Raw genomic sequence first — 13,756 nt, forward strand, 5'->3', positions numbered from 1 at the left:
ACCGACCTGCTTTGCCCACATGGAAGCAAGCATACCATTGGCAGCCCGTTCCCAGTCTCCGGCAGCTATAAAAGCCAGGGTGTTGTTGAAGCCCATAAGACCACCAATACCCAAGTTGAAACACATGTTCAGCAGCACCGACTTGCGGACTTCATCCAACCTATTGTATATCTCCGGAATCTCATCCAAAGGGTGTTTCTCGCAGTTCTGGATGTCATTCTCTCAGAGCACCTCGGCTTCGGTCTGGGAGATACCACAATCATCGAGATTGCGTCCTATACCGATGGTCAGCTTACCTGCAGTACAGCGGTAAGGCTTCAGCCGCAGACCTTCATGTCTGACTAACTGGGCTTTGATTCGGTTCATAACGCTTCGGTCATGCTATCTCCTTGTTCCAGATGTGATAATTGATCTGGAGCCAGGAAAGCACTAGCCTGTATGCTGACAAATCAGGATGAGCAAGGATGAGACAGAAAAACGAGCTCTTGAAAATTGAGTTTGCTTTTTTCTGACCGACGATTATTTTATATGTATTATGACAAATAAGTAGATTTAGCATGTAATTATGTATATAATAGAGTTGGATTTATCTTTGTTTTGATTTGTATTGATGTAATTTCGTGTTCGTATGTTAACTTGACTTTTAATTGGAGTAACAATGGCACCATCTATGTCAAAAAAATAATGGTGTCTGTTTTCACTTTTGTTTTTGTCGCTTAACTCCATTGGGTTTATTGCCGGATAGTACGGCAAGCTTGATCTGCTTGAATCGCCTGATACCTTTCTGGAATGTCCCCTTCGCCTCCGGCAAAAGGTATGGAGTATGTAGTTTTACGGGGCACTGTTGCGATATCCTGCGATCTTGACCGCTATTCCGAATATATAAAAAAGCGAGCCCGGCACGGAAGTCCGGGCTCGCTTTTCTATTCAGAATATCAGATACTATTGGGAGAGAATCAACTTGCCGGTGAAGCTTTCGCTGCCGATCACCAAACGGACGAAATATATTCCGCTTGAGGATTGCTTCCCACGATCGTCTTTGCCATCCCAGCCTGCTCTGTGAGAGCCTTTGGGGAGAGCTCCGCGATGGATGGTTTTGACCAATTGTCCACGGCTGTTATAGATGGCGAGCTTGATTTCGGCGTCTTGGCGGAGGGCATAATCTACGGTCAAGGCAGGGTTGAACGGATTCGGATACATCGAGACGATGCCGTTTTGCAGAGGGATGGACGGAGCGCCGGTGTTCTGGGGACTGACGAGAATGCTGATCGGCCCAAAGAATTCGTTGCCACCGTCAAGCTCCAGGCTTTCCAACCAGTAATAGTAGGTTGCCGGTTCATACACTTCAACGTCCCTATAGGCGTACACCTGCATTTGGGAAGTGTTGGTGGCATGAACAAAAGTATTCAGCATCAAAGCGTCCGTCAGATCAATATTGACATGCCGGTAAATACGGTAGCCGACCAGATTGGATTCCGTCTGAGTGACCCATTGTAACAAGACGTTGTTACTGCCGTTGATCATTGCTGTAAAGCTGGAAAGCTGCACCGGAAGGGTTTGTTCGTCGCTTCTGCCGATCGTCCAGGTTCCCTTGGTCAGGGTGGAAGGAACTACAATAACAATACTACGGGTGCTACCGGAGACATCATAGGTGCCCGGATACTTGGTGCCGCCTTTATTAACAGCAGGTTCGACTGATGCGCTCCATGGGAAATTGCCGTCATCGACATTCGTCCAGTAAAATGTGATCTGTTTGTTGCCGCTATATGTGCCTGTGATTACCCACTGACGGTTGACAAAGTTTGGCATTAGGGAGGGTGTACTCATCGCCAGATTGAAGGAATTGATGAGCGCTCCGCTGGTATCGATCCTGATGTAATTGACATTGGGAGAATAGTATCCATCCGTGCCAGTGCTACCGCTGTAGAATCCCGAAAGAACACTGAGGACGTTGTTGACCTGGATATTGTTGGTGAAGGTGACCCCTGCTGGGTTGGCTATATCAAGATTGTGGACGGGGAACGTAAAATAGGTTCCGGTGCTTTGTGCCACGCTGCCGTTGTAGATCAATTTTGAGGTGTTGCCAAACGCAGTGCTGCTGCTGATCTCCGGCAACAGAATACCAGTCACTTCGAGGATTCCGTTTACCTGAAGGTCTGTCCCCGCACCATTGGTGACGCTAAATGTCTGAGCGTTATTAACGATTACTTTGCCGCCGCTGTCAATGGTCGTTTGGTCGATGATGACCGACACAGTCACTGAGACTATATGGGAATTGCGAATCGTGATTGATATGGAGTTCGCGGCGTCCGGAGCGGCCACTGCATTGTTCCATGTACTGTTGTTCACGGAATACTGCCATGTGGAAATTGCATTCCAGTTTCCGCTTTGTAAGGTGCGATAATGGAAATCCGCGTTGGCTGTGCCGCGCAGATAGGGATAGCCGTCATTGATACCGACATCGATGTCCCAAACATAGATATAATCCCAGTTGGTAAAGGTGGATTGGGTCTTCATCTGGACAGTTGTTTTGCCCGTTCCGCCTGCGGATGTGGAAATACCGGATGTTTGTGTATCCCAGAAACAATTTTCACAGCTTCCGGTCGAAACCGTTCCGCCAAGTCCGGGAGGAAGAGACCCGCTGGTCAATCCCACCAGTCCGCCGATCCCGCCTTCCCAATTGCCGGGGGCGATCCCCCGGGTAACCGTTCCGGTGGAATAGCTGCGAAATATCGCACCGCCAATCGTGCATCCCGCAACACCGCCGACGCGGTCGCCTCCGGAAACGTTGCCACGGGCAAAGCTGTCCTGCGTGACGCCATTTTGGTTGCAGCCCACTAAACCTCCGTATTTGATGTTGTATGGATTATTGATTCCAGGCGTACCGGTTGGGTCGTTTGGGTTGCGAGCAACGTTATTGGGATGCGTAGCGGATACTGTCACTTTGGCATAGCTGAAACGGATGATCGGGACGCGTTGTTTGGCATTGCTGTTATTGGCGCCGACCAGACCACCGACACTTCCCAAACCGCGCACTTGCGCAGTTCCGCCGCTTGGTTCGGCATAGCACCTTTCGATTATTACGGTATAGGATCTTGCCGGAAGTGTATGAGGCAGAATCACATGTCCGACAAGAGTTCCGGTCGCTCTTCTGCCGGTTACGTTTGGATTGAGCAATCCAAGGTTTTTGATCATGACGTCGAAAGTGGAGGCTATGGTTGGAGTTCCGTTTGAAACATAACCAAACAGACCCACATGATCCTGTCCGCTCGACGGATAGAGACTATTGTCGATGGGTTGGGCTCCGCGATTGATGTATAAATTAGTGATTACTTTGCCGTTTCCGTTTTACACACCCCGGAAGGGATCGCTTTCTGTGCCAATGGGCACCCATCCCTTTCCACCGTCATAATCTATACCATAGGAGCTTAAGTCAATATCTGCCGTCTGAATAAAATACTTATTCAAATAACTGCCGCGGACGTTGTTCAAATCATTGGCATTGGCTATTTGGTATGGATCAACGCTGGTGCCTGAGCCACCGCTAAACAGCGCGTGTACGACTCCCACAATCATCATACTCGCTATGGCTAAAATCAATTTTATCTTTATCATTATTTCTCCCGAAATTCTGAAATGCTCCCCAGAGGCAGTCATCCCATATTTTTATATTACTCAGGCACCCTACTCACCCACACCCGGTTTCGAGTGGGCTATTGCGAACATCCTCTAATACTATAACTCTTTTGATGAGCAAAGCAAGAAGAATTGCAGTTGCTCAATAGGAATTACAATATATAAGAACTATATGCTCATATCTCTTGCGCGTCTTCTCCGTAGATCTGTTTGAAACGGGCGTTGTCGATCTCGTGGGGGTTACCGGAAAACTTGATTTTACCGTCTTTGAGAGCGATGACGCGGTTGCCATAGCGGCGGGCGAGGGAAAGAAAATGCAGGCTGCAGATGATGCTGATGCCCTCGCGATTGATCTCGCCAAGGTATTGCATGATGGAATCCGCAGTGGCGGGATCGAGGCTGGCGACCGGTTCGTCGGCGAGGATGATGCTGGGATTTTGCATCAATGCGCGTGCGATACCCACCCTTTGCTGTTGACCGCCGGAGAGGTGTTTGACCTGTTTGTGGGAAAAATCCTGCAAACCGACGCGCTTCATGTTTTCCCGCGCCATTTCGAGGTCGGATTTCGTAAATGGCGACATCAGATGATGATAGCCGAGGCGACCGGTGAGCACGTTAGTAAGCACAGATATATTTTTGACGAGGTTAAATTGTTGAAAAACCATGGCGATGTTGCGTCGGTAGCGTCTCAGGTTGTGATTGGAAAGCTCCCGTATTGATTGCCCTTCAAAGAGGATGTCTCCCGCGGTGGGTTCGATCAAGCGGTTGATGCAACGCAACAGAGTGGATTTCCCACTTCCGGAAAGCCCGAGCAGAATCACAAAATCGCCTTTTTGCACCTCGAAGGAAATGCCGTCCACGGCGAAGAGTTTGTTATCGTAAGTCTTTTTGAGATCGATGACTTGGAGTTGGTTCATCTATTTCAGCAGTTCGGAAGGGTCCAATTCCAGGATTTTGAGCGTAGTGCGAACGATGTCATAATCAGCATCCGTGGCATATTCGAGCCCGTCGATGTCATACAAGGTTTTCAGGGTTTGCTTGCCTTCATCGCTGGCGGCAAATGCATAGAGCGCCTTGCTGAGTTTGTCTGCAATCTCCGCGGGGATGCTTTTTCTGAAGGTGACCGTGTCGTTTGGGATCCAGTCCGTAAAACCGATGATGCTGATCTTTTCAAGGATATCTGGATAGGTATCCAGCAGCTTTTCGCGAGCGTCCTTGGGTCTGCCGCTGGCGTCTGCCGGAGACCAGTATGTGCAGGCTACGTCTGCCCTGCCGCTATATAGAGAAAGGATCGCCTGAGGATGACCACCGGCAAAAGTGATGTCCTTGGCAACGATGCCCTTCTGTTTGAGGATCGCGGAGGGATAGATGTATCCGGAGGCGGAGGCGGCATCGGTGTAGGCGATGATCCTGCCGGAAATGTCTTCGATGCTTTTGACCGGAGAATCGGAACGGGCGAGGAATTGACCGCGGTATTTGGTCAGTTCGTTGCGGACCGTCATGAATCTTACTTCGGCATCATATTTATCTTTGGCGAGCACATAGGCGTAGGTTGGCAGCCAGGCTATATCCGCCTGAAAACTTCCCAGAGCTTCGATCACGGCTGCATAACTGGTGGGGACTGCGACCTTGAAATGATAGCCGGTTTCCCTTTCCAGGTGGCGCGCGATGGCTTCTCCGCTGGCGACTACTTTTCCAGCTTCGAGCGAAGGAACGAAATACATCTTGATCGGGTTCTTTTTGGTGCCAAGATTACGGTTTGCCCGCCCGATGCGGGTGCTTTCGCTCATGCAAGCGGCAAGCGCGAACAGCAGAATCATCGATAATATCGTAAGCTTTATGCGCATGGTCATCTCCTTGGGCTAATGATAAAAGCCCAGTTTTGGCGTAATGGAAAAATAGTCAAATGAAATCTAAATCCAATCCCAATCCTCAAAGAACTGATCGATGATGAGCAGCTCGCGCTCAAGGACGGTCTTAAGTTCGATCTGATGGATTCCGTCAAGAGTGTGTCCCTCGGCGTTAAACATATTGGAGGAGAGGAGGATAACTTCATCTTCAGTAGCGTCCTGTTGGGAGCTGATATCGGATGCGGTGATCAATCCGCTCACGCTGATGTGCTTACCGAAGGTAAGATTGGAGATCGCTTTGCAGCGAATCACCGGCTCTGGAAAACGGGCATTGACGCGATCCGCGATCCTTTGCACATAAGGGAAAGCGGAGATCGAAGCCAGCATCAGATAGCGGGCGTTTTTCTTTTGCAGTTCACGCACGAAGGCACTTTTTTTGCGTTTGAAGTTTTGCATCGTCAGGCTGATCATACCGATGCCGTTTTCGAGTTGAGGATAATCGCCATAATACTCTTTTTCGGGAATCTCGCGCTTGGCGAGCAGGTAAAATTCGTCCGCGGCATAGATGAGATCGGTCTTGAGTTCAAGGCGCAGTCTCTCAATGAGATCGAGAGTATAAGACGCCAATTCCGCATCGAAACATCGCAAGGGTGTCAGTCGATGCCGATGATCGGTCAAACCCACTGGAACGATGCCGATGGAAAGAGTGTTCAGCCCTTTTGCAATCAGATCTCTGAGGCTTTTTTCCAGATGTATTCCATCGTTGATTCCCGGCAATAGCACGATCTGGGTGTGAAAACTGATGCCGCGTTTGGAGAGATTCTTGAGCAGCTTCATCAGATCAAACTCTTTCCGGTAGCGCATCATGCTGCGGCGCAGTTCGTTATCGGTTGTGTGCACAGAGATGTAAAGGGGACTGATGTGTTGTTCGATGATGCGCTTGATCTCGCCTGGTTCCAGATTGGTGAGTGTGATATAATTGCCAAAAACGAAGGAAAACAGATAGTCATCGTCCTTGTTATAGAGTGTGCCGCGCATGTTTGGAGGCATCTGATCGATGAAACAAAAGATGCAGTTGTTTTGGCAATGGTTGTGTTTGTAGGGTTCCGGTTCGATGCCCAGCGGACGGTTGTTTTGGCGCAATATCTTGACGAATGCCGTATTTCCCTCTGTGTCAAAATATTCGACATCGAGCTCATAATCCGAGGCATAGTATTCCAGATCGAAGAAGTCCTCTATTTGCATGCCGTTGATCCGCAGCAGAGTGTCTCCCGCCTTCAAGCCATAAACGGCTGAAAGGCTGCTTTTGAGTACGTTTTGGATGATCAGAGGCATTGGGGGTGCTTCATCAGGCTTTGGAGACCGGGATACAGACGTGGAAACAGGAGCCTTTTTCAGGTTCGCTTACCACTGTGATCCTGCCGCCCATGAATTTAACGATGCGCTGGCTGAGTCCCAAGCCCATGCCAAGACCGCCATAGTGGCGGGTGATACTATTGTCCGCCTGTTCAAATAGATTGAAGATGCCGTGCACGCTTTCCTCAGCGATACCGATACCCGTGTCGGATATGCTGACGAGCAATTTGACGCATTGATCGGTATCTTCGAAGACGCTGCAATTCATGCTTATGAAGCCGGATTCAGTGAATTTGACGGCGTTTTCGAGGATGCTGTTCAGCACGCGCCGGAACATGCGCCGGTCGAGCAGTATCTGTGGAAGGTCTTGAGGAAGAATGAGTTCCCCCTTCAGCTTTTTGGTCTTTATGCGGGGTAAATGCTCATCCCAGACCTGGCTGAGCAGTTTCACCGGGTCGCAGGGCAGGGAATTGATCTCGACCTTGCCGAGCTCCAAATTAGAGAGCTCCAACAAGTCGTTGATGAAGCACAAAAGCTTGGCTCCGCAATCGAGAATGACCTCCACGTGGTCTTTCTGGGTGTCGTTCAGCCCACTTTGTTTGAGCATTTGGGCAAAACCCATAATGGCGTTCATCGGGGTGCGGATCTCGTGGCTGATGTTTGCCAGAAAAGCGCTCTTTGCCTGATTGGCGCGCAGGTTGGATTCCTTGGTTTCTTTGAGCAGTTTGAGAACATGTTCGAAGGCTTCGCCATATTCTTCGTGGGCAAAGAGTGTGGTTTCCGGCTCGGGGCGGCAAAAGTCTTTATCTTTATCCATGATGTCCCTGTCAGGCGTTGCGGATGCGGTCAAAGCGGTATTTGAAGCGCTTGATTCCTTCAAAGATAGTGCGCGCCAGGCGTTCTTGATATTGGTCGTTGGCGAGTAGTTTTTCTTCGTCGGGATTGCTGATAAAGCCCAGTTCGATCAGGACTGCGGGCATGAAAGCGCCTTTGAGGACGTAGAAATTTGCCTGTTTGACCCCACGATCGCCTCCCTTGGTGCCGGCGACCATGTTTTGCTGCACCTGGATGGCAAGGTTGTTGCTGTTTTCCAGGTGTTCGGTCTGGCTCAGGTCACTGAGAATGAAGGCGAGGTCGTCGTATTTCTGGCTTGCTCCCCTGCCTTCGTATTCTTCCACGACTGCGTTTTCAAGGGCTTCCACCGCTCGGGCGTCCGAGGTCAGCGCAGTGGAGAGGTAAAAGGTTTCCAAGCCTCTGGCAGCGCGGTTGTTAGAGGCGTTGGAATGCACCGAGACGAAAAGATCGGCTCGGTTGTCATTGGCAAATTTGGTTCTTCCGGCAAGTGTGATAAAACGGTCATCGTCGCGGGTCATCAGCACTTTCAAACCCAGTTCTTTTTCCAGCAGTTGTTTGAGCTTGAGAGAGACGGCGAGGTTGATGTCCTTTTCACGGGTTTTGCCTTTTCCGACGGCACCGGGATCCTTGCCTCCGTGCCCCGGATCAAGTACGATCACTTTCACACAATGATCCTTCGGAGGTTTGACGTGGAGCAGATTGGCTTTATACTCCACGTCTTTACTAAAATGGCGCGGGAGATGTTCGGTGAGAAATACTGCCGGGAGATGGAATCTGGATTCGCGGCGCACCAAGGGAAAGTGCATGTTGTAGCTGTCGTTTTGGAAACGGTAGTAGGAGGAGCCGGTGAGGAAGATAAATTGCTCTCCGTAGATGTGTAGATGGACGCGGTGGTCGCTGCGTTCCTCACGGGTGATCGAATGAAAAATAGCGCTCAGATCCTGCAGGCAAACATAGTCCCTGCCGTCAATGACGGTAGTGGGAAGGCTCTGAGTCTTCTTCACATCTCTGAGGTAGATCCTGATATCAGCATGCAGGCTCCAAGCGCTCGCGAGCAATAGTATCAGGATGATCAGGTTGCATCTTTTCAATATATCATACCTTTTGTTCATAATCTTCAAAAACGGGTGTCCACCCAGCATCACAGGATATTTCCTGCACAAAAACCCGGTCAAAACCGAGTACCTGGACAGTCTCAAGTGCAGCATCATATTCCATCTTGCTGATCCCTTTGGAAAGCTCCGGATATTCCATCGCTTTTCCCGCGGGATAATATTGCGCCATCAGGCTCAGCGAGATGCCGCTGCCAAATTCGTCATGCAGCAGGTTCAGTATTTCGCGCGTTCCGGATAACCCCTTGGGCAATACCAGATGCCGGACGAGGACACCGCGCGTGGCGATGCCGATTTCGTTAATATGCAATTTTCCCGCCTGATCGAACATTTCTTTGATGGCGGAAAGAGCATAGCGGGGATAATCGGCAGCGCCGGAGTATTTTTTGGCATAGGCGGCGTGGGCATATTTAAAGTCCGGAAGATAGATGTCTATCAAGCCTTTGAGCAGCTTCAGAGTCTGGGGCTTTTCGTAGGCGTTGCTGTTCCACACAATGGGGATGTTTAGCCCGCGTGATTTCGCTTCCCCGATGGCATCAACGATCTGGATGCCATACTGCGTCGGTGAGACGAGGTTGACGTTGTGAGCGCCTTGTTCCTGAAGCGTAAGCATGTGTCCGGCAAGCTCATGCACGCTCACTTTATGTCCCCAGCCGCGCTGGCTGATCGTGTGGTTCTGGCAAAATACGCATTTGAGATTGCAGTGGGAAAAAAAGATTGTGCCGCTGCCGCGGGTTCCGCTGATCACCGGTTCTTCGCCGTGATGCAGCATGGCGATGTTGATCTTGATTTCATGGTTGGCGCCGCAAAAACCGGCTGTTTGATACCGATCCGCTTTGCAATCCTGGGGACAGATCGTGCAGGAGTTCAGTTCAAGGTGGCGCGGTTCGTTCATTTTTTCAAACAGAAAGCTCCCGGCAGAAGCTGGGCAAGATCGGTTTTGACAGTTTGGGAGCGATTGGCATAGACGACAGTGATGGAAGGATTGAATTCCGCCATCACCTGCCGGCAGGCGCCACAGGGTGGAAATGGTTCATCCGCGTCCACGTAGATGGCGATGGCTTCAAAATCCCGCTTGCCGGCGCTTACTGCTTTGAAGATTGCGTTGCGTTCGGCACAAAGGGATAGTGAATAGGACGCGTTTTCCACATTGCAGGCTTCAAATATTTGTCCATCCACGGTTAAAACCGCGGAGCCGACCTTGTATCCCGAATAGGGCGAATAGGAATGGCTCGCGGCATGTTTGGCGCGTTCCAAAAGTTCTGTCAATGTTGCACTTAGCTCAAGCATCAATTCCCCCTTTACGATAATAGTGCCAGGATGAGTCCACCGGCGATGACGGAACCGATTTGTCCGCCGACGTTGACGCTCACGGCTGGCATGAGCAGAAAATTGAAGGGATCTTCTTTCTGTCCCATTTGATGGATGACGCGGGCGGACATCGGAAAAGCGGAGATCCCGCAGGCGCCGATCATCGGGTTGATCTTAATCTTACGAAAGAGGTTGAAAAGCTTGGCAAAGAGCACTCCTCCTGCCGTATCAAAGATGAAAGCGACCAAGCCCAGCAGCAGGATGAAAAGCGTTTGTGGGCGCAGGAAAGTGTCGCCTTGCATGGTGGAGGCGATGGTGATGCCCAAAAGGATGGTGACGATGTTCCCCAGCTCGTTTTGGGCTGATTTGGAGAGGCTTTCCAGCACGCCAGATTCGCGGATGAGGTTGCCAAACATGAGAAAGCCGATCAACGACACAGAGGTGGGAACGACGATCCCCGCGATTATCGTGATGGCGATCGGAAAGATGATCTTGACGATCTTGGGCACGTCTCCGGAGTGATAATCCATGTGGATCTTACGCTCTTTCGGCGTAGTCAACAGACGGATCACCGGCGGTTGGATGATCGGCACCAACGCCATGTAGGAATATGCCGCCACGGATATCGGTCCCAAGAGATTGGGGGCAAAGCGATTGGCAACGTAGATGGAAGTAGGCCCATCCGCCGCGCCGATGATTCCGATCGCGCCTGCTTCCCTCAATGGAAAACCGAGCATCACAGCGGCGATCACAGCTACGAAAATGCCTAATTGCGCCGCCGCTCCAAAAAGCAGCATGGAGGGATTTTTTAAAAGCGGGGAAAAATCGATCATCGCGCCAATGGCGATAAATATCAGCAGCGGAAAGAGTTCCGTCCTGATCCCCGCTTCAAAGAGCACGGTCAACGGACCTGTGCTGCCGACCGCAGTGGACAATGGGATATTAGCCAATATCGTGCCAAAACCAATCGGTAAAAGCAACGCCGGTTCATATTTCCGGCTGATCGCCAGCCAGATCAAAACCATGCCGACGATGAGCATCACTCCCTGGCTCCAGGTGAAGGCAAACAAGCCCTGGGTTAACATTTCCATCTAATTTACTCCATTACTTACACTGAGAACCCAAAACTATCACCGTGCCACTTATGTCAATGCTTTTATGTGCGGGAGGGCTCTCAAGCCTTTTCATACGTTCTGAAACCGATGTTGCATTATCTGCCTTGCTCGTTAAATGGAGCCCACGTATGTTCCATCTCAGCGTAACGACAGTCGCCTCGACCGTCCTAACTGTCCATCACTCGAATAGATTAACCTGGTATTTATATGGTTATGGTAAAATCTTCCTCAATATAAGCCATACTCTTGGTCTGTAATGCCCAAATCGCTTTCCTGACCCTTGAAAACGACGCTGAAAGTGCTGCCGCGGTTGATGCGGCTTTGCAGATTGAGCTCTCCGCCGAGACGTTTGACAAAATCCTCCACGAGTATGAGCCCCAACCCCGTTCCTGGCTCTTGCTTCGTTCCCGGACGCCGGTAGCTACTATCGATGCGAAAGATGCCGGGTATCTCAACGCGGGGGATGCCGATGCCATAATCTTGCACGCTAATGATCAGTTCGCCCATAATTCTTTCGGCGCGAATGACCACCTTTCCGCCGGGTTGGGAGTATTTCACGGCATTGGAGATCAGGTTTCTCAGCACGGTGGTCATCAGGCGTTGATCGCTATAGAGACGGATCTCAGGATCGATGTCGATTTCAAAAACGATCTCTTTTTGCAGGGCATGGACTTCGTTATCGTCAATGCAATCCCGGATATTCTGGGAAAGGTTGAACAGCGATGTCTGCACTTTGACTTGTCCGTTTTGGGCACGCGTCCAATCCAACAGGTTTTCCAAAAGCAAATACATATTTTTGGCGGAACCGCTGATCTGCCGGATAAAATCCTCCATCTCACAGGGGCTGAACTTGCTGTAGTTCTGATGAATAAAATCCCCCAGCGAGATGATCGCGTAAACGGGATTTTGCAGGTCATGCACGATGATGGAAAAGAATTTATCCTTCATCATGTTCAGCTCGGAAAGCTCCGCAGCCTTGTCCCGAAGCTGCGTCTCAAGCAGTTTCATATTCGTGATATCGGTGATGAATCCGTCCAGATAGACGGGATTGCGATTGGCGTCATAGATCGCGTTGCCTTTTTCCAAGACCCATTTTATCGCTCCATCTTTGCAGCGGATGCGATATTCCATCATGAACTGAATCCGGTTTTCAACGCTGAGATTGACCGATTCCCTCACGAGGATGCGATCTTCTTGCAGGATCAGATCTTCGTATGAGAGTTCGCTGTTGTAAAGTATTTCCAAGGGTTGATATCCAGTGAGCGCACCACACCCTTCGGAGAGAAAGAGCATCGTCCATTTGGAATCGTTCCGACATCGGTAGGCGATTCCCGGAAGGTTGCACAAAAGGTTGCTCATCAGCTCCGGAATCAGCGTGTTAAATGACTCCACGCCGTCTTTGGTAAAATCGTCAAGCCTGTTGTTCTTTTCGCTTTCAGTCATGATTTGCAGGAAAATAAATACGGCAAAAGCTGTCAATTAGATTTTTTCCTACATTTGCAATTCCGTCTTGCCGGATGCACAAAATCCATAGCTGCACCGGAAAAAATTCTTTACTTTTTGCCGTGCCACAATTACACTTTCTAATCCATTCTAATCCAAAACTTCACCAAGCCGGAGCTTGACATACCGAACATAATCCCATTCTTCTTCCTAAAAATCCGTTTCTTGAATTTAATAAAACCGCCCCCTTAGCATTACGGTATCAATACGGAGTCATTACGGACTAAGTCCGTATTGACTCCGTAATGCTCTCGGGGAAGGTGTCCTGTAGCGCAGCATGCCGATGCTGCGGAAGTGAAAGAATGGATGAGATATGAGATAAACACAGAGGAAAGCAGAGTGAAAGCTGAGCAAGAGCAGAGAGATGAGAGAGTTTGTCGGTGAACAGGTGAACGAGTGAATGGGTGAAAAGGTGAGTAGGTGAGCCCCATCAGGGGCGACACATGATAGCACGGAATGGAGGGAATGCGAAACACCCTTAGCACACGCCAAGCAAACCACAAGTCCCCAAAGGGGCGACATTGTGCTAACTATATGATATGTGATGAAATCAGTCGCCCCTATTGGGGCTTATTTTATGGTGTGGGTACTTACTTTGATAAACTCTTTCATTTCACCAGAATATAATAGCGTCATGTCCAGCTTGGGGTGGGGAATTCCGATTCCCCACAACTTATCAAACCATAGCCGAATCGGAGTTCGGCATCCCAATGGGGTGGGGCGTTCGGCATCCATAATCTCATGAAACGCCACCTCATGGAACGCCGACGTCCCCGTCGGCGACAGTAGCGATGAACATGACACATCTGCCAATTTCGTATACCATCTGCAAGTCTGTAAGCTAGCTACAAATCTATAAACCATCTGCAAATCTGTAAACCGATCCTGCGGAAATGAACCGACGGGGACGTCGGTAATTCGTGCGCCTGTGAGCGATACATATCAGACAGGTGAAAGTCCTGTTCAGAGCACCGTTAAAACTCTGTAGCCGAAGGTAACTGCGTCACCGTGAGGTGGG

At 50.0% G+C, this 13,756-nt stretch carries 13 protein-coding genes; all 13 read right to left on the reverse strand.

The window, feature by feature from the left end:
• Positions 1–159 (reverse strand): glycoside hydrolase family protein (locus tag Q8M98_10290; GenBank protein ID MDP3115142.1); only part of this gene is annotated, 159 nt, incomplete at its 3' end.
• Positions 160–222: 63 nt separating this feature from the next.
• Positions 223–366, reverse strand: a complete 144-nt coding sequence (locus tag Q8M98_10295) for a hypothetical protein (GenBank protein ID MDP3115143.1) — start codon at positions 364–366, stop codon at positions 223–225.
• 576 nt (positions 367–942) lie between these two features.
• Positions 943–3,255: a FlgD immunoglobulin-like domain containing protein gene (locus Q8M98_10300; protein ID MDP3115144.1), complete on the reverse strand. Its 2,313-nt coding sequence runs from the start codon at positions 3,253–3,255 to the stop codon at positions 943–945.
• 93 nt (positions 3,256–3,348) lie between these two features.
• A complete protein-coding gene (locus Q8M98_10305) occupies positions 3,349–3,615 on the reverse strand; it encodes a hypothetical protein (GenBank protein ID MDP3115145.1) in 267 nt (88 codons plus the stop codon).
• A gap of 197 nt (positions 3,616–3,812) precedes the next feature.
• On the reverse strand, positions 3,813–4,553 hold the full coding sequence (phnC, locus tag Q8M98_10310; protein ID MDP3115146.1) for a phosphonate ABC transporter ATP-binding protein: 741 nt from the start codon (positions 4,551–4,553) through the stop codon (positions 3,813–3,815).
• Positions 4,554–5,483, reverse strand: a complete 930-nt coding sequence (locus tag Q8M98_10315) for a phosphate/phosphite/phosphonate ABC transporter substrate-binding protein (GenBank protein ID MDP3115147.1) — start codon at positions 5,481–5,483, stop codon at positions 4,554–4,556.
• Between the two features lie 66 nt (positions 5,484–5,549).
• The gene (locus Q8M98_10320) at positions 5,550–6,821 is read right to left on the reverse strand and encodes a DUF512 domain-containing protein (protein MDP3115148.1); all 1,272 of its coding nucleotides are present in this window, start codon (positions 6,819–6,821) and stop codon (positions 5,550–5,552) included.
• Between the two features lie 13 nt (positions 6,822–6,834).
• Positions 6,835–7,659 carry an ATP-binding protein gene (locus Q8M98_10325; GenBank protein MDP3115149.1) on the reverse strand — a complete coding sequence of 275 codons (825 nt, stop codon included), beginning with the start codon at positions 7,657–7,659 and terminating at the stop codon, positions 6,835–6,837.
• A 10-nt stretch (positions 7,660–7,669) separates the two neighbouring features.
• Complete coding sequence (locus tag Q8M98_10330) at positions 7,670–8,788, reverse strand: N-acetylmuramoyl-L-alanine amidase (GenBank protein ID MDP3115150.1); 1,119 nt, start codon at positions 8,786–8,788, stop codon at positions 7,670–7,672.
• Between the two features lie 4 nt (positions 8,789–8,792).
• The gene (locus Q8M98_10335) at positions 8,793–9,704 is read right to left on the reverse strand and encodes a radical SAM protein (protein ID MDP3115151.1); all 912 of its coding nucleotides are present in this window, start codon (positions 9,702–9,704) and stop codon (positions 8,793–8,795) included.
• Complete coding sequence (locus Q8M98_10340; GenBank protein ID MDP3115152.1) at positions 9,701–10,099, reverse strand: cytidine deaminase; 399 nt, start codon at positions 10,097–10,099, stop codon at positions 9,701–9,703. Before Q8M98_10340 ends, Q8M98_10335 begins: the two co-directional genes overlap by 4 nt.
• Before the next feature lie 11 nt (positions 10,100–10,110).
• Positions 10,111–11,211: a sodium ion-translocating decarboxylase subunit beta gene (locus Q8M98_10345; GenBank protein ID MDP3115153.1), complete on the reverse strand. Its 1,101-nt coding sequence runs from the start codon at positions 11,209–11,211 to the stop codon at positions 10,111–10,113.
• Positions 11,212–11,463: 252 nt separating this feature from the next.
• Positions 11,464–12,678: a PAS domain-containing sensor histidine kinase gene (locus Q8M98_10350; protein ID MDP3115154.1), complete on the reverse strand. Its 1,215-nt coding sequence runs from the start codon at positions 12,676–12,678 to the stop codon at positions 11,464–11,466.
• Positions 12,679–13,756 lie beyond the last annotated feature (1,078 nt).

It is taken from the genome of Candidatus Cloacimonadaceae bacterium, assembly GCA_030693415.1.
Taxonomy (GTDB): Bacteria; Cloacimonadota; Cloacimonadia; order Cloacimonadales; family Cloacimonadaceae; genus JAUYAR01.